Origin of the sequence: Pseudomonas sp. BF-RE-25, from assembly GCF_019956105.1 — a bacterium.
Lineage (GTDB): Bacteria > Pseudomonadota > Gammaproteobacteria > Pseudomonadales > Pseudomonadaceae > Aquipseudomonas > Aquipseudomonas migulae.
Genome location: NZ_JAHBDB010000042.1, coordinates 25,746 through 44,270, shown reverse-complemented (window position 1 = coordinate 44,270; position 18,525 = coordinate 25,746). Strand labels below are relative to the sequence as shown.

16 protein-coding genes, 1 tRNA gene and 1 pseudogene are annotated in these 18,525 nt (G+C 51.6%); 7 read left to right on the top strand and 11 right to left on the bottom strand.

Annotated elements, in window-relative coordinates; all coding sequences use genetic code 11:
* Positions 1–85: 85 nt before the first annotated feature.
* The 4 genes from KGB24_RS19290 to KGB24_RS19275 all read left to right on the top strand — a co-directional run bounded on the left by KGB24_RS19290 (position 86) and on the right by KGB24_RS19275 (position 2,617).
* Complete coding sequence (locus KGB24_RS19290) at positions 86–307, top strand: tautomerase family protein (protein ID WP_008025002.1); 222 nt, start codon at positions 86–88, stop codon at positions 305–307.
* On the top strand, positions 304–960 hold the full coding sequence (locus tag KGB24_RS19285; RefSeq protein ID WP_223415901.1) for a DsbA family oxidoreductase: 657 nt from the start codon (positions 304–306) through the stop codon (positions 958–960). Before KGB24_RS19290 ends, KGB24_RS19285 begins: the two co-directional genes overlap by 4 nt.
* A 42-nt stretch (positions 961–1,002) precedes the next feature.
* On the top strand, positions 1,003–1,713 hold the full coding sequence (locus tag KGB24_RS19280; RefSeq protein ID WP_008024998.1) for an SDR family NAD(P)-dependent oxidoreductase: 711 nt from the start codon (positions 1,003–1,005) through the stop codon (positions 1,711–1,713).
* 175 nt (positions 1,714–1,888) lie between these two features.
* A complete protein-coding gene (locus KGB24_RS19275; RefSeq protein WP_223415900.1) occupies positions 1,889–2,617 on the top strand; it encodes a hypothetical protein in 729 nt (242 codons plus the stop codon).
* 239 nt (positions 2,618–2,856) lie between these two features.
* Here the strand turns inward: KGB24_RS19275 and KGB24_RS19270 are convergent, their stop codons facing one another.
* A complete protein-coding gene (locus KGB24_RS19270) occupies positions 2,857–3,195 on the bottom strand; it encodes a DUF6124 family protein (protein ID WP_223415899.1) in 339 nt (112 codons plus the stop codon).
* Positions 3,196–3,780: 585 nt separating this feature from the next.
* On the opposite strand from KGB24_RS19270, the gene KGB24_RS19265 reads away from it, so the two are divergent.
* Both KGB24_RS19265 and KGB24_RS19260 read left to right on the top strand, forming a co-directional pair.
* Entirely contained in the window at positions 3,781–4,023 is a 243-nt protein-coding gene (locus KGB24_RS19265; protein WP_207284637.1) for a CopG family ribbon-helix-helix protein, read from the top strand.
* The gene (locus tag KGB24_RS19260) at positions 4,013–4,297 is read left to right on the top strand and encodes a type II toxin-antitoxin system RelE/ParE family toxin (RefSeq protein WP_207284638.1); all 285 of its coding nucleotides are present in this window, start codon (positions 4,013–4,015) and stop codon (positions 4,295–4,297) included. Before KGB24_RS19265 ends, KGB24_RS19260 begins: the two co-directional genes overlap by 11 nt.
* A gap of 216 nt (positions 4,298–4,513) precedes the next feature.
* Here the strand turns inward: KGB24_RS19260 and KGB24_RS19255 are convergent, their stop codons facing one another.
* The 6 genes from KGB24_RS19255 to KGB24_RS29235 all read right to left on the bottom strand — a co-directional run bounded on the left by KGB24_RS19255 (position 4,514) and on the right by KGB24_RS29235 (position 10,898).
* Entirely contained in the window at positions 4,514–6,679 is a 2,166-nt protein-coding gene (locus tag KGB24_RS19255; protein ID WP_223415898.1) for a helix-hairpin-helix domain-containing protein, read from the bottom strand.
* 32 nt (positions 6,680–6,711) lie between these two features.
* The gene (locus KGB24_RS19250) at positions 6,712–7,479 is read right to left on the bottom strand and encodes a PP2C family serine/threonine-protein phosphatase (RefSeq protein WP_223415897.1); all 768 of its coding nucleotides are present in this window, start codon (positions 7,477–7,479) and stop codon (positions 6,712–6,714) included.
* The gene (locus tag KGB24_RS19245; RefSeq protein WP_083360328.1) at positions 7,457–8,134 is read right to left on the bottom strand and encodes a vWA domain-containing protein; all 678 of its coding nucleotides are present in this window, start codon (positions 8,132–8,134) and stop codon (positions 7,457–7,459) included. The genes KGB24_RS19250 and KGB24_RS19245 overlap by 23 nt, the downstream gene beginning before the upstream one ends.
* A 420-nt stretch (positions 8,135–8,554) precedes the next feature.
* Entirely contained in the window at positions 8,555–9,640 is a 1,086-nt protein-coding gene (locus tag KGB24_RS19240; RefSeq protein ID WP_207284641.1) for a HesA/MoeB/ThiF family protein, read from the bottom strand.
* Complete coding sequence (locus tag KGB24_RS19235; protein WP_223415896.1) at positions 9,624–10,736, bottom strand: ThiF family adenylyltransferase; 1,113 nt, start codon at positions 10,734–10,736, stop codon at positions 9,624–9,626. The genes KGB24_RS19240 and KGB24_RS19235 overlap by 17 nt, the downstream gene beginning before the upstream one ends.
* Positions 10,737–10,769: 33 nt before the next feature.
* Positions 10,770–10,898, bottom strand: coding sequence for a hypothetical protein (locus KGB24_RS29235; protein WP_259331659.1), 129 nt, complete (start codon positions 10,896–10,898; stop codon positions 10,770–10,772).
* A 186-nt stretch (positions 10,899–11,084) separates the two neighbouring features.
* Here KGB24_RS29235 and KGB24_RS19230 point away from each other — a divergent pair, with 186 nt between their 5' ends.
* Complete coding sequence (locus tag KGB24_RS19230) at positions 11,085–13,268, top strand: ATP-binding cassette domain-containing protein (RefSeq protein WP_223415895.1); 2,184 nt, start codon at positions 11,085–11,087, stop codon at positions 13,266–13,268.
* A 472-nt stretch (positions 13,269–13,740) separates the two neighbouring features.
* Here the strand turns inward: KGB24_RS19230 and KGB24_RS19220 are convergent.
* From KGB24_RS19220 to KGB24_RS19205, 4 genes and pseudogenes are all read right to left on the bottom strand, one after another.
* Positions 13,741–14,720, bottom strand: a pseudogene (locus KGB24_RS19220) (integrase domain-containing protein).
* A 949-nt stretch (positions 14,721–15,669) separates the two neighbouring features.
* Entirely contained in the window at positions 15,670–16,827 is a 1,158-nt protein-coding gene (locus KGB24_RS19215) for an ATP-binding protein (RefSeq protein ID WP_223415893.1), read from the bottom strand.
* A gap of 247 nt (positions 16,828–17,074) precedes the next feature.
* Positions 17,075–17,150: transfer RNA gene (locus KGB24_RS19210), tRNA-Thr, on the bottom strand.
* 119 nt (positions 17,151–17,269) lie between these two features.
* Positions 17,270–18,520 (bottom strand): nucleoside deaminase, encoded by a 1,251-nt coding sequence (locus tag KGB24_RS19205; RefSeq protein WP_223415892.1) that lies wholly within the window; start codon positions 18,518–18,520, stop codon positions 17,270–17,272.
* Positions 18,521–18,525: the final 5 nt, after the last annotated feature.

The window sequence follows — 18,525 nt, the reverse complement described above, 5'->3', positions numbered from 1 at the left end:
CCTTTATCCCCACCCCCCAAACTCCTACATTGAGCTCCAACACCTACCCATCATCCCGATGAGCAGGTCACTGGAGATCTTCCTCATGCCTTTTGTAAGCGTACGCATTACCCGCGATGGCGTTACCTCTGAGCAGAAAGCTCAGGTGATCGCTGAAATCACTGAAACACTGGAACGCGTCCTCAAGAAGGACCCGCACCTGACCCACATCGTGATCGAAGAAGTCGACACCGATAACTGGGGCTACGCCGGGATCACTACCACCCAGTACCGCAAGCAACTGGCTGAGAAGGAGGGCAAGTCGTGACTGCGTCGGTCTCCATCGATTTCGTCTCCGACGTGGTGTGCCCTTGGTGTGCATTGGGCGCGACGGCGTTAGAGCAGGCGATTGAGAACGTGGCGGGTGAAGTTTCGGTGGAGCTGACCTACAAGCCGTTCGAGTTGAACCCGAACATGCCGCCTGAAGGCGAGAAAGCCGTCGAGCACTTGATGCGCAAATACGGGCGCACCGCTGAAGACGTCGCCTCCGGCAAAGCGATGCAGATCGCTCGCGGTGAAGCACTCGGTTTCAAGTTTGACCTGGAGAAGCGCACCCACTTCTACAACACCTTCGATGCTCACCGTCTGCTGTTGTGGGCGTTACAGGAAGGGCGGCAAGTTGCGCTGAAGAAGATCCTGCTACGCGGTTACTTCACTGACGGCCAGAACCCGAGTGATCGCGAGACGCTGGTTCGACTGGCAGCCGAAGCGGGGCTGGATGCAGCGGCGGCTCAAGAGGTGTTGGCGTCCGGAGCGTTCGCCAAAGAAGTGCGTGAGCTGGAAGCTTTTTACCAGCAGCACGGTATCAATTCGGTACCGGCCATGATCCTCAACGGTCGGCACTTGGTGTCCGGTTCGCAGTCGGTCGAGTACTACGAGCAAATGTTGAGACAAATGGCGAAGGAACCCGCCGAAGCCTGATTACTTACTTTTCAAACCATCATTTATTAGTAGAGGTTCATCATGAGCAATTCGAAAAAAGTCATCGTAATTACTGGCGCCTCCCAAGGTCTCGGCGCCGGCATGGTCAAAGCGTTCCGTGATCTGGATTACAAAGTTGTCGCCACTTCCCGTTCGATCAAGCCATCCACCGATCCGGACATCCTCACCGTGGCCGGCGACATCGGCAACCCGGAAGTCGCTCAACAAGTGATCCGCGAAGCCATCGCACGTTTCGGCCGCGTCGACACCCTGGTCAACAACGCCGGTATCTTCGTCGCCAAACCGTTCACCCAGTACACCGCTGAAGACTACGCCAATGTGCTGTCGGTGAACCTGAATGGCTTCTTCTACATAACCCAACTCGCGATCACCGAGATGGAAAAACAAGGCAGCGGCCACGTCGTCAACATCACCACCAGCCTGGTCGACCACGCTATCGACGGCGTGCCATCGGTACTGGCTTCGCTGACCAAAGGTGGCTTGAACGCGGCGACCAAATCCCTGGCCATCGAATACGCCAAGCGCGGGATTCGGGTCAACGCGGTTTCCCCAGGCATCATCAAGACGCCAATGCACGGTGAAGAAACCCACGCAGCGCTGGGCGCTCTGCACCCGGTCGGGCACATGGGCGAGATCAGCGACATTGCGCAGGCGGTTGTTTATCTGGATAGCGCTAACTTTGTTACCGGCGAAATCCTGCATGTGGATGGTGGGCAGAGCGCGGGTCACTAAGACCGGTTTTTTCAAACTGCGGAAACAACAAAGCCCTCGTATTTCTACGAGGGCTTTTTTTATTTGCCTGCCACATTAATCAGTCAGTTGACTGGTGTTATCGCGGATGATGTCGTAATAGTGGCTGGCAATGATTGTCCCTGCCACAGCGCCCAAAAGGAGTTGAGTTAATTTCATGAGTTTTTCCACCATTGACGGTTTCAACACTGAACATTTCGCACACGATGAACATATTCGGCAGCTATTGCAGGGGTGGAAAAAGTCGATTGACCGTTACCTGCGCAATGTTGAAAAAGCGACTGGAGAATCCTGCTGTGATGCACCTTGGTGGTACAACGAGAGGACTAGCATCAGTGTTCTGGCGGGCGCGGCGTGGATCAATCAGTGGTCGGCGCTTGAGGAGTACAGCACGACCAAGCGCGGGGCCCCAGATGAGAACCTTGAGAAAAATCATCGCACCGGGCGTGCCGATCTGATGGTGCAGACACCCGAAGTTTCTTTTGCATTCGAAGCCAAGCAGGCATGGCAACGAATTGGCACACGCACCACAGCAGGTGCTCGTAGCAAGAACATCCTCAAGAAAAAGAAATCTGCCTGGAAGGATGTTAGAGAGTTGAGCGTGCAGGAAGCGGACTACCGATTTTCAGCTACTTTCGCCGCGCCTTTCTTTCCCGATTCCGATTTCGAGAAGCTACTGGAAAACTCGGGCAAAAAGCCGGTAACGGCCTACATCAAGGCTTGGTACGAAGAACTTCATGAGCAATTGAGTAGCCAGGCACGTGGTCGGACCCATTACGTGGCGGCCTACTTTCCGGACCCGGAGAGTGGTTTGGTTACCAGCACGTCCGGGTTTCATTATCCGGGGGCTGTTCTCATTCTTGAGCAGTGCCAGAAGGGCAATTAAAGCGCCGCGTGAGTCACTAAGACCTGCGTTCCAAACCCCGGAAACAACAAAGCCCTCGTATTTCTACGAGGGCTTTGTTGTTTCTGGTACAGGGAATCGAGCCTCGAAACTGCTGATTGCGAAAGAAGTGCTTCATACCTATAAAGCTCACCGAAAAAATGATTGGGGTCCGTGGAGTTCCTCTTTTTGAGAGACAGGAAATCCACGGAGCTTGAACGTGGTTTTTTGCGTGCAGCGTTCTATTCAATCGAGTCGAGTTGGTCCAGTGCACGGTTCACCGAGAGTTCTGCCACCATCAGAATCTGGTGAACGCCCAGCAGGGAGTTGCGACTTGGCCCCGTCTCTCGGTCTGCCACATCCATGGTGATAACGCTGGCGGATGCCAGCGACTCGCTGACACAACCCAGCAGGGTTTGGACGTCGACTTCCGGGTTGACGCTGTACATCGTGCAAGGCATGCGCGGGGTAGCCTTAATGTCGGCGAAGGAGGCGTGGTGATCATCCTCGTCGCGGGTTTCGGAGCTTTCGTTCGGAGATGCTTTATCTGCATCCGGAGGATCAGGGGTTACTTTACGCATGAGTACGTTTCCCTATTGGGTGCCGACCCTTCCCGCCGCTAAGTGAAAAGGGTGGCAGCTGCACGCAGGTTAGCGGACCGGGGAACGTCTCAAAGCCGGTGCGCCCGAAGGCGCCCTGCATACAGCCACCATCAAACCGCAGGCATGAAAAAACACCTGTGGGATGGATGCACGTGCAAAAGACGAACCTCGAGCCGCTAAGCCCGGCCACTGATTGGCAGTGGCAGGTCAACGATAGAGCCCGGGCTTTAGCCGCACAAGCCGGCGGATTCTGGGGTAACTGTAGGCAATGCCGCAAGGTTTTGTAGCTTTCAGGAAGTGACGCGCAACGCCATTAAACAAGCATCGATAACCAAGACATACATCCGACATACAAGACTTTCAAGGGAGCATTTCCACAGAGCAACGAGGAAATCTCCGACGAGTTTCCAGGCTTACCTCTCGGATATTTGGGGTATCGCGTAGTTACGAAAACAGTCAGCCTGAAAACGAAAAACATCGTGAAGCATCTTACGACGACCTGCCAATTCAAGTGAGCGCTCGGAGGTGTAAGATGCCCAACATACGTTCATCATCGAGGCTGCCATGACCGGGATATCCCTGAACCTGCCGGAAGACCTTTCGAACTCCCTCGCCGATCTGGCCAAGACGAATGGCCAAAGTGTGAGCTACTTGGCGATGGACGTTCTTCGTGACTACATCGAGCACGAGAGGACACTGACTGTACAGATCGAACTGGCGGTGGAAGAGGCCGATCAAGGTAAATTCGCCTCCGATGATCAGGTAGCGGCGATGCGCGCCCGGCGTTGGAGCAGGAATGCGGGTTGAGTGGCTTGAAAAAGCCCTCAAAAACCTGGAGGACGAAGCGAGCTACATTGCCCTTGAAAACACCAAGGCTGCTGACGACTTCTCCGATGCGATCTTTGCCAGCGTAGACAAACTTGCCGAATTCCCAGGCATGGGCCGTGAAGGTCGAGTCAAAAACACGCGCGAATGGGCAGTGCCCAACTGGTCTTATCTCATTCCCTACCGGGTACGCGGTGATCGCCTTCAAGTCCTCGGAGTGTTTCACACACGGCAACGCCCTCGTGCCAATTGGTAGAGTGATCTCCAGAAACAACAAAGCCCTCGTATTCCTACGAGGGCTTTGTTTTGTATGGCGGCACCAGGAGTCGAATAAGAAATTAACGAACTGATTTACGTATTTTTAATATCAATTATAAAAATTACTATCCCTAAGATTATCCTAATCAGCCTTCGCATTTTATTCGTCACACCAACTCTCTGCTGAACTCTCAGCTAATCTCGGGGTGGCACTCTAATTTCGCGTTCCTTTGCATTGGGGATATCGCGAGCACCCCCAGAACGATTTCCCGGCGTAAGGACCTTTTTTGGCCTTACGCTTCACCATCGAAGCACGGCATATTGGGCACGTGAGGGCAGATGTTGCCCGACCTGGAGCTGACCCCCGTTGTATGTTTGAAGAAGGAGGGGCATGCGGCGGCGCATGGTAATGGCTCGATGGGGCTGGCATAGGCTTTAGTATGGGCAAATTAAGTGCACCGTGTGGTGGCGTCTTAATTCCCAGAGCGGCACAAGTCTGTTCGGCTTGGGCGCGATCGGCCAAGGCTTGTATTAGAGCCGGCTCAGGCAGACCTTTGTTGCTGACCAGTCTCGATGGTGCACCCCGCAGGGCCGCCAGCCCTGCCCGCAATTTGCCTTGCAAGGCTGCTCGTTTGGATGCTGCCGCTGCACGAGCAGCATCTTCGACTTGCTGATCTGAAGGATCAGGCGTTGGGTTATATCGAAACTTCATCTCTTGCTCACGACGCCATTGGAGAAGCTTGCCGGTCAACGATTCGCCGAAACCAGGTACAGCCATCACTGCGTCGTAGCTGATATCTGCCGCAGATTCGATGCCAAATGAGGCCAATGTGGCCATCTTTGCCGGACCGATCCCTGAGATCTTCACTCGACTTAGAAGGAACCGATCCAAGAACTGGTGACGTTGACGAGCTTCGCGGGTTGTCTTCAAGCGTTCCAGCTCACGGGCCAACCCTGCTTCGAGTTGTTGGTACTGCCCGATGCAATTTTCCAGATCATTGTGCAAGTGGAAGAGTTCAGTGAAGCCGACTCGCTGAAGGTGAGCAATAGAAGCCACCTGCACCCGATTGTCGGCATCTGCATAAGCCTTAAGTGGTGGTGCATGATCGACTTTCGCGGACAGCAAGCGAGACAAACCGAAAACACCCAAGCCGATCCAGACAATCGCACCACGCGGAGCGATTGCAAATGCGATAAGGGCAGCCAGCATGATCAGGCCACCGACAAACCGTTGGGTCGTTTGTCTGCTTTTGGCTTCCCTGAGAGCGCTGGGCGAGGAGCCAGGATCACCCTTCCACGTCGGAAGGATGTCTGCGGGGCGAGGCATGGGGGCCGCTCGAATGGCCGCCGCGATCTTGCCGAGATCAAAGGGCTCGCCCCCTGAGGTGGGCACTGACGCTGCTCCTGAAGTAAAGACTGCAGGGAACATCTCGACGCCGGACTGACTGGCGATCCGGCACCACACGCAGCTTGATGCTGCATGAGGGAAGTAGTGCGTGGGCGTTTTTGGGCACCGACGCAAGCTGGTTTCCAGTTCCTGCAGAAGCTTGACCCAGATCGTAGGGTTGGGGCGGGCTGCGGGATCGAGACCAAACGAGGCCTCAAATGCCTCCGCGACTGGTTGCGGCAAGTCAATGAGTTGGATCGCTCCAGGCGGTGGTATGGTTTGCGTCGTGCTCCGTCGTACCACCGAATAAGCAAAGCGGTGTTGCGCAATGCCTTGACCAAGAGAGAGGTCTGCGCCGCTATAGCGGCCGGAGTAAGGGTGTTTACCCATGGCCAGCAACTGGAAGATCGCGACAGCGAGGCCAAAATTGTCATGCGCGTATGTTCGTTCGACCTGGCTCAGGTTCAGACCATGTAGCTCCGGCGGCGTAAAATCCTCAGTTCCGACAACACATGGATAGGAACGGCCGTTCAGTTTGAACTGAAAGCTGTCGGCGTCAATTAGCGCCACGGTGGCGTCGGGAGCAACCAGGACGCCGGAGTGGTTAAAGTCTCCGATGACGCATCCGGCTTGATGTACGGTCGCCACAGCACGCGCGACGTTTTGTGCGGCCCGGATCAGGAAGCGATAATCGACATCGGGAAATTGAATCTTCCGGGACTTGGGGCTATAGAGCTCATGTATTGGGCGGTATCCCGACACCAATCGCATGGTGAAACCGGCGAAGACTCCCAAATTATCAGTCGCGATCTCAGACGGGAATGCAATCAGGCTGGTTTTTTCCGCTAGCTGGCTTTCCACCATGGCACGGACTTTAGATTCACGTGAGCTCCGTAAATTTTCCTTGTATACCTTGACTGCTTGATCGGCGCGACCAGGTATGGCGTAGACGTCACCCTCGCCCCCTTTGCCTAGGCGCTTACCGAGCTCCATGCTCTTCCCATCAATGCGAATCGGAGAACTGCTCATCGCCTCGAAATCAAGATCAGAGTTTTATCGTCGTCCGTGCGTTCGCACAGCCGTGGACTATCGAGATACTGGGCAAGCGCGTTCGACAATCCGGCGAGCCGCCCTTTACCGTCGGCCCCGTCTACGGCCTTGATCATCGGGTCGAAGAAGCGGGCATATGGCTGCTGGGTTGCCTGCTCTAACGCAATTGTCTCAAGCCCGTCAGAAAAAAGTGCAAAGGCATCGTATTCACACTGACGACGGAAGAGACGCAATCGAGGCTCGGGATCATCCGTGACGAAATACGTAGTGGACGCGAACTCGCCATTTTCGGGCCAACATAAAGCCTCCCACGCCCCCTTTTGACGGCCCACAAGTGCGCTATCACCGATCTGAAGAGTCAGGAGCTCATCTTTGAACACGACTAACATGACCAAAGTTGCAGCAAACTGACGACGAGTGAGATTACGTCGTGCCGCCACCGCGCTGAGGCGGTCACGCAACTCGTCTATCCAGCACCGAATGACCTCGTCACCCGGTAGCTGATCGTGATTTGAGAACCAATCCTTGAAAGCGAGGATAAGGTGACGACAGACCAAGGATGCTCCTTCGCCACCGTGGCTGGCGCTGCCCGCACCGTCGGAAACCACCGTACACAGCGCACGCGAACTGAGCCGGACGCCGTAGGCGTCCTGCTTCCGGGTTCCCAGTCGCTGGTGGGATGTGCCGATTCTAGAAGCTGCCGCCCAGCGCCAGCGAGGGTTAGCCAGCAACGGCCCACCCATCGGGAGCAGTAGGATTCGTCAGCGGCACAGCATCCCCTGGATTGGATTGCGAAACTGCACTCAGGGAGCTAGAGAGCCATGCGAACAGTTCACGGAACGCTAAGCCCTTTAGCTTGAGGGGTTGCCGGGTCGCGAGCTGCGTGAGGATGGAAATATCAGCGCCCTCTACCCCGACCGCGTAGAACATGAACTCTTTACGCTCTTCGCCTGAATGAACTCGTTGACGAGCTTCGCTCCAACTGTCCGTGGGAGCTCCATCAGTAATGAGGAATACCCATGGCCGGTAGTACTTGATGCCATTTGCGCGGTAGCTATCTTTCCTTTCGCGCAAAAGGTCTAATGCGCGTACCACAGCCTCCCCCATCGGCGTCGTGCCGCTCGCCTCCAACATTTCGGGGTAGAAGCCATCCACTGTAGTAAATTCCGTTCGGACAGAGACAGGACCGAACGTCACCACAGCGAGCTCTACGCGTTTGGCGGCCATGGTGTCGGCGTGCAGGTCTTCTTTGAAGAACTGCAGCGCATCATTTAACTCTTGGATCGGACGACCTTGCATCGATCCAGAGGTATCAAGCAATAGCACGCAAGGGCAACGCTGTTCGGGGTTTTCCGCGAACTCCGCATCCGCAAAAGGTTGTTGCTCGAAATTATCCATTTTTCCCTCGTTCATCGTTCCTGACTCCAATCTGCTCAGTAGGCAAAATGCGCGCCAGCCAAATGATGTGCAGAAGCACAGTCTTTAAAAAGGCTTAGCTGCTAGCCATTCAGCGGGGCGCTGGGTCTTTCCGCGAAACTAACCAGCTGGCGATGCTTTTTGGCAGAGTCCGCTTGCCATCGTCCTAACTCTTGATCATAGCTTATGGCCACCAAGCGGGCTACCTACCGGTGGTGGTTGATGGCCTGCTCGACGTATGAGCGCTGCGTCTGATCTGGGTGGGTATATCCACAACGGAGATTGTTAATTAATATTCAATTATAAATAAAAGATAAAGCTTTAGTATTAGGCGTGGTGTCGCTGTCTCGCTCAGAAAGGCGATTTATGGTAAATATTTACGATAAAATTTTTACCAAAATATCAGTCAGTGGTGCAATAGGCGCAAGTAATGTCTCGTTCTACTGAAAATGCGCCGAAATCAAAAGTGCTCAGATTGAACTCTAGTCGTTTATTGACTACTGCTAAAAATTGGATGGGGACTCCGAAGATTACTTTAATTGCTTCTGTGGCAGTAATTGATGCGGAAACGCCACATACAGGTCCCATGCTACCAATCTTGCGATACTTTCTATTTAGCTTCTTCACGCCAAATAATTCTGCCGCATTAGTGGGGGAAAGTATTTTGTCGAAGCAGTGAAGACAAGCAGTAACACCAGGAATTATTACTTGTCCAATCAATGTTAGATGTAAATTATATCCGCCTCCAATTATATGTGGTATTTTGTGGCTCAGGCAAAAGTCTGAAACAATTTTAGATGTGGTGTCCACGCTCGGAGAGTCTGCGCAATTTATAACTAGATCTGGGAAGTTGGTTAGCGATAAATCTTCGACTGATTCCATTTTTTTGCATATGGCGGTTATATCAACATCGTATGCTTGTTTGATATTGTTGTGAGCAGCTATGACTTTTGGCGTGCCAACATCGGCTTCAAAAAATAAATCCTGCCTATGGAGATTTGATAGCTCAACGTTGTCATTGTCCATGACGGTTATATTTTGTGCGCCTGCTTTCACAAGGCAATGTAAAACCCAAGATCCTACAGCCCCTAGGCCAATTATAAGTATATTTGCTTTTGAGCCTTGATAGATGGATCTATGGACTTCTGATGTGGAATGAAAATAGCTCTCCAATGTATTGATTAAGCGCGGGTGGGAGTTTATGTCGGACTGTAAATATGGCTCATCTACTTCAATTAAAACATACTTGTTTTTTAGAAATAGGACTAGTGTGCATAGTTCTGCAGTTGAAATTTCCGGATACAAACAGCTTACATCGTTGACCGATAGCGAGCCATCAAATCGGTGCAGTAGTCCGATAATTTCAGGATAGTCTAGCTCGATCGAAAATCCGGTTCTCAGATTACTATCAAAAAACTCTACGAATCTTTTAGTTTTTACGATCGCAACGCAACTCCTTAACCGGTATGTTTTATTTTCCACAGACATTGCATCCTTCCTTCGCTAAAATTTCTACCCATTCTATCTCGCCTTTGCCGATTATAAATTCCCCGCGCTGCGATATTCTGGATTTGTAGGCGTCGCCGCCTGCCAGATAGTTCAAAATTTGAATGCAAGCGAATGATGCAGAAAATAGCGACATGCTGTAAGTTCCGCCGCTACCACCTATAATATGTGTTCTTGCTGGATTGGTTTTATGGACTTTGTAAGTTGGTTTCCAGTCCGCCAGCGCAGCACTAAAAAAACCACTGCAGCAATCAATGCAGACCGACTCTCCAGGTATATAGAAGTCGCCTGTGCTCATGAGATGTGCATCAAATCCACCAGCAACATAAAGTGGAATGTTTTTTTCCCATAAATAGCGACCAAGCTTGACAGAGGTGTGTCCGATATAAGGTTCGTCAGCCGTATTAACAACCAACGTGACGTCGTCAACAAGACTAGATAGGTCTGTTAAAGGTAGGAGTTTTTCTCTGACGCACGTGATTCTGACTGCGGAATTGATCTTTTTCAGGTGGCGCTTAAGCGCATCTACCTTGGCCTCACCGACTTCTTTAGCTGAAAAAAATGGGTGCCGCTCGGCGGATTGAGAGGAAAGGACCTTGTTATCTACAAACGTGAATTTTGAAACACCGGCTCTGGCAAGGTTGATTGCAATAGAAGAGCCAACTGCACCTACACCAAAGATAACAACGTGACTGTTAATTATTTGCTCGTGAGCCTTGTTTGATGACAGTCCAAAAATCCAGTCCGACAAAAAATTGATTTGTCGCGAATATCGCGAGTTAGGGTCCTCAATAGTCGGGTGCTCTAGTACGCCCTTTGCAACTAAGTACTCAAAAATAGACTTGAGTTCTACTGAATCTAATTCGAATGCAAAACTTTTCAGGATTTTTGATAGTGGACTTAATCCATCAAGAGCTGCTAGCACATCACTAAATGGGGGGGCTATGCGAATGGAAAGCTTTTGTCTAGTGTTGATGTGATAGAACTGTATTGTGCAGACATCCGATTCGCCTGTGGATACGTAGACGTCTACGCTGTCTTTTATTTTTAAGACAGGATCATATGCAAGAGCTTCCATTCTTCATCCTGCTGAGAGGAATTGGTGCCACGTTCATGGCACCGCCCCTAGATCAATATTGCAAAACACCGGCGTTGGCTTCGAGATATTCATCCCATGAATCCAAGCTTCCATCATCAGATCCGATATTTGGGCGAGTGCAAACTCGAGTGCAGCAATCACTTCTACTTCCTGAGCAGGTTGTAGTGTATTTGGTACCTGCCTCGGGGTGTTCGCTCACTTCGGAAAACTTTAAACTAACCTTAGTTTTGACCATTGCTAACTCCGTTTACGTTATGGACACAGAGTCAAAACGATACCATACTGGCCTTCTCATGTCACTCATAGCTTCTACAAATGGAGTTACTGATGCAAGGAAGACTAAAAAGAAATTTCTTCACGGTTGTTGGTGCTAAAACAAACAATCTGAAAAATTTGAATGTTGAGATTAAATTAAACTCTCTTACAGCAATTACTGGTATAAGCGGTGGGGGCAAGTCCTCTTTGGCTTACGGAACGTTGTTTGCGATTTGTAAACAGCAGTTTAATCAGCTTGATTCAGGAGCCTATGATTATTCTGATTATAAGGTAGATTCATTTTATGGGTCATTACCGGCTATAGCATTAACGCAAAATAATTATAACTCTAACCCGAAATCTACTATTTATTCATATCTCGATGTTCCAAGTTATCTTTACTCGATCCTCCCTGATGGGAATACTCTGCTTGATCATTCGTCCCTTCGATTAAATAAGCTAGGGAACGAGTGTCCGCACTGTCAGGGAAGTAGGGAGTCATTGTCGTTATCCGAAAGTCTCATCGTTGATGATTTAAAGCCCTTAGAGAGAAACCCATTCAAGTGTTGGTCTGGTGCTAATTTAGCTAAGAATACAGCGCTTCTTCGCGCTTTTTGTGAGGATGAAGGGATAGATCTTAAAAAGTCAATATCCGAGTTGTCAGGAGACCAAAAATACAAGGTTCTCAATGGAGAATCCATAAAAAAATTTAAGGTGAATTTTGCTTTTGGTGGCAAGAGGCGTTCCAGAGAAGAACGGTATGTAGGCCCAGTGAAAGATCTGAGCGGATTTTCGGATAGCGATAAAATCTCACTATTTGAGAGTTTTAGAAAATTCTCCATACCTTTGCCATGTTCTTATTGTGATGCGACAGGACTGGATCCGTTAATATATAAAAAAAGTAAGGTCTCGGCGATTTCATTTTTTGATTTTTTACGGCATCCAATTATTGAAGTTGTTGAGCGCCTGAAGCGTTCTCACGAAAAATACCCGCCAGCACTTAGCGCGTTAATTTCTCAATTGGAAACGCTGGTTGAGCTAGGCTTAGGGTATGTTTCTCTGATCAGGCAAATTCCTACGTTATCCGGTGGTGAGTTGCAAAAGCTTAGATTTGGACAAGTGTGTAACACCTCAATTTCCGGGGTTATGTTTGTAATGGATGAGATTTCTTCACAGATATCTACCAATAGCCATGCTGCGCTGATTGAAAAAATGAAAAACATATGTGCCAATGGAAACACTATCGTGATGATTGAACATAATCATTACTTTATAAAGTCGGCGGACCAAGTAATTTGTATCGGTCCTGCTCCAGGGGATATGGGTGGTTATATTGTTCCTTATGTGGCTCCTGCTGATGAGTTGATTAGAGGTAGTAGAGAGTTTAAGTTGTCAGATATGCTTTCTCTGCCAAGCGTTAGCAAAAATAACGTGTTGAATATTGTTGTATCTATTCCCCAAGGTGCAGTGACTGGTATATGCGGTGTTTCTGGATCAGGTAAGTCTTCCTTTGCGGGGGCTATAAGCGAGGCGGTGCCAGGAGCTTATTATGTATCGCAAAAGCAAATGCGAGGCAATATTCGATCTACTGTAGCAACGGCGCTTGATTTGGTCGCGAATATTGCAACTATCTATTCATCAAATTCGAATGAGAGTAGGGAGCTTTTTCTTCCCCAGCCAGGAAAGCTAGGTTGCTGTGGGGCTTGTGGTGGAACAGGAGTCGTAGATTTTACTAGGACTTTTGAAAAAACCATCAAAATTACCTGCGCAGTCTGTGAGGGTGAATTATTTTCGGATATTGTTGATGCTGTTAAGGTCTGCGATATGAATGTGAAGGAGTTTTATGGCTTGCCGCTACACTCCTTGCCTAGCGAGCTGGTAGCTCAAAACAAAAAGCTCAGTACCGCAGTGAGGATAGCGGAAGCTCTCGGCGTATCGCACCTGAGCTTTAATAGAAAGATCGGAAGTCTGTCGGGCGGTGAATCTCGCCGAGTAAAGTTGTTACAGGCGTTGATGTCTCCTGGAAAAGATAAGATTCTTATAATCGATGAACCTGGTGCTGGGTTGGATATGGGCTCCGCAGTTAAAGCAATAAACTATATTAAAGATTGTGCTATCAATTTTAAGGCGGTATTAGTGATCGATCATAAGTCTGAGATACTTAAGCGATGCGATTATCTTGTAGAGTTTGGGCCAGGTGCCGGACCGGAAGGAGGGAAACTTATGTTTTCTGGAGTTCCATCGGACAAAAGTTGAGGTGTTTGTTTTTTCTAATATAGTGCCTTGTCTTTTGGCGTGAGCTATAGGGCTTCTTTATCATGTTGGTGAGGAGCCTTTTTTAGGAGCTTAAGTCCAGAAATTTTGTTGTATAGTGGTTTTTGTTTTTCGATGGCTTATTTTTAGGGCTGCTATTTGTCTATATTTTAGATTTTTGGTGTTTTAATTGCTCGGCTCTATAGGTTTTTGAATTTCCATTTTTTACCTAGGCGAGCACTAATGATGTCTATGGTAAGTAAGTAGTAATATTTTGTTGTATCGAAGTGGTTACTCGAGTGCTCACTTAAAAACCAAACTAAGTGCTTTTTCTTCCATGACCATGGATTCTCCTTGTTCCATCGAGCATGAACCGCTGATTGAATTGCTTTTGCTTGCCGTAGATGACACTGGCGTGTCGTATTTGAGCCAGTCAGCACCGCGGCTAGAAACAGTTCCACATCGAATAGCTTGCTCATGCCCGAGTACCGATGTAGGCCGATACCACGGCGATCCGACCGGGCCCTAGCTCATAGCTGACTTGTAAGCATGCTTCTCGATCAAGGTGTGGATCGAGTCGACTGCACCGGCCACCGTTCACAGGCGCTTTGTGGTTGGTGATCTGCTCATAGCGTTCGCACGCATAAGCTGCCCGCAATTCGTGGAAGCCTTTTAGGTTGTGCTGATGGAGGATGTTCCGTGCGGGACGGACGATTCCCTGTTGGAAATCGAGGTAGCGTTCGTTCGGTGCAAGCAGGTTGTGGCTACCCTCGGGTGAGACTTGTGCGGCATATATTAGTGCGTCGCGAACATGATCATTTACCGTAATCCAGCGAGGTGTCGACGCGCCTGAGCGACCACCTTTGGTGCCGTCCTGAATGTTGATCTTGCCGTAGTACTCAGCCTCACGTATTAAACGCGGTAGGTCCGCCAAAATGGCCTCGCGTAAGCGCATGCCGGTGGCTCGCGCTAACTGAGCGATCGCCGCCGCGCGCGGCATTTGGTGTTCGCAGAGCACGTCGACGATCCGCTTCACCTGTTCGCGGTCTTGGCCTTGCGGCACCGAGAGACGGACACTGGTGCGCCGCATTCCCAGCGTCTTGCTCTGACTCGACACCTTCACCGACTGATCAGCGCGTAGCGCAGCCATGGTTCGGTTCACGCTGGACAACCGATTTTGCGCAGTGGCGATGCAGATAGCACTTTGTTCAACTTGCTGCCGCAGATGTCCGGCATAGTCCAACAAGGTCTGCCGATCTATTTGCCGCGCATCATTAAACCCTGGCCCATCCTCTGCCGACACCAGTGCACAAACGCCTGCCAGTGATCACTGTGCGCCTTGACCGTGCCGTAATGCCCGCCACCAAATAGATTGCGCAACGCCTGCGGTCCGGCATAGCTCAGTTGCCGGCCATAGCCAAAATTGCGCCCGTCACGTTTACCTACCAGTGCCATGATCGAACTCCTCTCGAAGCCCAAACTTTTGAAACCTTCCCCACGTCATCCCGCCAAGAATGTTGAGTGTTATCAGGGATCAAGGCCCCTGCGATCTGTGTGGGTTGTCCACTAGCGCGTGACTTGCGGCTCCTTACGATCGGGAGCTTGGGCATCTCATGATCTGGCCTCCTGAGCAATTCCGAAGAAGTGGGCGGGAGGAGGCTGCACTGGCTGACGAGACCAGCGCCGCGAAATCCTGAGTCGGGTGAAGGCAGTGATGCAATGACCGGGGCATGCCTGACTGTCAGTCAGGTGCAGTCCACTCCGTGGACAGCGGCACCATCATCTGCATCGCTGTTGCTGGTGACTTCGGTGTTTGTCACGCAGGTTGGCGCAAGGAAATGGCCAAGCGGATAGGTTGCTGCAGGGCAGCTGGGTAGGGGATGTATTTGCCGCAATGGCAATGATCTGAAATTGGCATCTATCACTCGGTGAGTGACCGTGCGAGCCGCCGGACGCTAATCGCACTTTGGGAGAACCACCACCGTGTGGCGTAGCCTTAAAGGTTCTGGCTACCTGGGTTGCTGTCAACGACAGCACTTTGCCCGATCTTTTCTACGCCTATGGATAATTCGGGTCAGGCTCGAATTTTTGGTAGTTCTGCGGCCGTGGATGAATTTATCCACCGGTGGAAATCCGTGGTTTTCCACAGGCAGTTGCGTGGGCTTTAGATTTTTTAAGTGAGGTCCATCCAAACAGGGCGGCTTTGCAGCTCTGTTTGGATGGACCCGCGTGGACAAGCGGATCACTGAGAGATGGAGACCGAGCGCTTACTCGGTTGCGCCACGTTTTGCTTTTAGACGAATGACGTTCGCGCCGATTTGGTTCGCGAGTTAGTGAGGACTAACATGCTTTTTCCGGCAGCTCCGCAGATAATTCTTTCACTAGTTCAAGATCAGCCCGCACCCTAACTCCCCTCAATCAAAGCCCGCTCTTCCAGCCAAATCTCTTGAACAAATTGATCCGTAATCGCATAAATCCCATGCCCGCGCCGCATGATGATGTTTTCCGCGACCAGTGCGATGACCACCGGCTGAATCTCTTCAACCCGCACCTCTCGCCCCACCGACTTTGAATACTCCGCCGCTGCGTCAATGGAGAAAATCCCCCGTGCATCGCCTTCTGTAGAGGCGATCTTGTTGAAAATGGCTTGAGCCAGGCTACCCAGTTGCTCGACTTTTTCCAGCTCAATACTCGCCGCCGCCGAGCGTAATGTGCTGGCTATTACAGGTAGGAAAAGATCGGGCTCACCTTCCTGCTGCAAGAGTTGGCGTAGGGCCTTGAGCATTTCCTCAGGTCGATTTCCCAAGGTATTGAACGCTTCGATAGCGGCTTTGAGGGAAGGTAGCTTTTCCTTCTTGACTGTCATTGCGAGTCGGTTGAGCAGGAACTCAACGTAATCACCTTTCAGCAACGGGTAGGCTGCTGACGTGGCGCCGGAAAACGCGTGGTTGCGTTTGGCGGTCAGTTCGCTGACTTGCGCCCTGTGGGAGCCGGTTCCGATAAACAGGAAGTATCCCGGCGTATTCGGGCGAGGGTTGATTGCATCGCGGGCGGCCTTGAGTGCCAGGAGCAGCCGATTGCCGTCGTCGGAGGAAATGGCGTGCTGCACTTCGTCGATGATCAGCACCAAATCGGTCTTCGCTTGATCGACGACCTCTGTAAGTGCTTGCGCCAGTGTCGGGCCGTCGGCGTTGCCAATGCTGTCGAGTTTGAACCCGAATTTGAATCCGGCAGCGCCTACTTCAACATTGCTGACGCGCTTGAGTATTTCCAAGGCAGAGGAACCCGGCGTTTGCAGATCTTTCAGGGTTTTATAGATGGCGTTGTGCACGAGCGTTGCCGGGTTGGCCAGCGTGTCGCTCCATAGGTCGACGTAGATGACCAGAGCACCCGCTTCTTCGAGAGCTGGGATGAGGTCATTCCTCAGAAATGTCGTTTTTCCTGTACGGCGCAGGCCAGACAGAAATAAACCTGAGCGCAGACCTTCATCGAGCACACCTGGATTGAGAAGCTGGTTTGCCATTGATTCAGCCAGTTCAGGGCGCTGAAATATGCTGCTCATGCAATTACCCCTTTTTATGGTTCCGCAATAATTATTGCTGATTCATAATTTAGCATAAAGATTGAAAAATGAGCCTTTGGTACAAGAGCCGCGCTTTTGAGGGTTTTGTAGGGGGGGAGAGCGACGAGTCGGTCGAAGTGGGGGGAGATGAGAGGTGTTATTTCTACTGAGGGCGAGGTGTTGCCAAAAATACAAATACCCCAGAAACAACGAAGCCCTCGTATTTCTACGAGGGCTTCGTTTTGTATGGTGCCGGCACCAGGAGTCGAACCCGGGACCTACTGATTACAAGTCAGTTGCTCTACCAACTGAGCTATACCGGCGTGTTAGGGCGACGATTATAGCGATTGGGTTGGTTCTGTAAACCCCTGAATTCAGACTATTTTTACGCAGCCGTCAGACCAGCCCCACAGACGCATCTGCGGGGCTGGCCAATGAAGCATCACACGCCGTTTTTAACCGCGTTGATCAGGTCCTGACTCAGCACCTGCGCTGGCGCCACTTGCACGCTTTGCGTATAGAACGGCGGCAGGTTCTGGGCCAGTGTCGACAACGCTTGCGCGGTGGTGTTGCCCGGCAACAGCACATATTGCAGGTTCGACGGATAGCTCTGTGGCACGGGGCCTTCCATGGTCGAACCGTAGGCGCCGAAGGTCATTACGGCCTGAGGTGTTGTTGGGTCGGGGGCGTAGAGGAAGACGAAGGTGCCGTATTTCGGATGCGTCAGGTATTGCGCGGCTTCGGCGCGTACGGCCGGGTCGGGGTCGTTCATCAGGGTCCAGCGCATGACCGCATAGCCGCGTGTGGTTTCCATGAACGCTGTACGAATTGGCGACTGGTACTCGGCGCCGCCCAGACACACCAGCAAATTACCGAATGGATCGATCAGCGCTACCGAGTTGAACACTGGGGTTTTCGGATTGGGTTGCGCAGTTTTCAGCAGCGGCGGGGCCAGTTCTGCGCCAGGGTCGCGCGGGTTGGCCGATTGCACGGTCAGCGCAAACGGGCTGAGTGCCGTGAGTGCCTGGCGCACTTTGCTGTTGGCCGGCAGGGTAGCCGGGTTTTTTAATTGATCCGGCGACAGACCGCTGTTGTTGCTGGCCTCGCGCACCGTATTCACGCTGGCGGAAAAGATCGAACTGCAGAGGAAATATGCTGCCGAGTCGATCGTTTGGTTGGCAAACACCGGGCTGTTCGAGCCCTGATAGGCGCGGCTGACTGGCGCTGCAATCGCGTAATAGCCCCAGGTGTCCTGCGCCTGTTGGCGGATCTGCGGTGGCAGCGACGGAAAGGTGAACTGGCTGTTGTAGTTGATACCCGCGTAGTCATCGATCGCACTGACGGCGACGTTGAATCCTGCGGTCAGCAGCGAACCGGCGCACATGGCGCATGGGTCGAGCGTGGTGACGACGGTCAGTTGGCTGGGCGGCGGCAGGTTCAGTGGCGCGACGTTTTCGTAGTACCAGTCCACCAGTTGTCGTTCTCCGTGGGCGGTCGGGTCGTGGGGTAGAAAGTAAGTCGTGCCGCTGCCAGGGAAAGGCATCAGCACGTTGTTGTGCAGCGCGGCGATGACCTCGCCCGTTGCGTTGTTGATGATGGCGCCGCCTACCGCGAAGGTTTGCTGCAGCGCAGCGACAATGGCTTCGTTGGCAACGATATCGACGGCTTCCTGTGCACTGTTCAATGTGCTCATGTTTT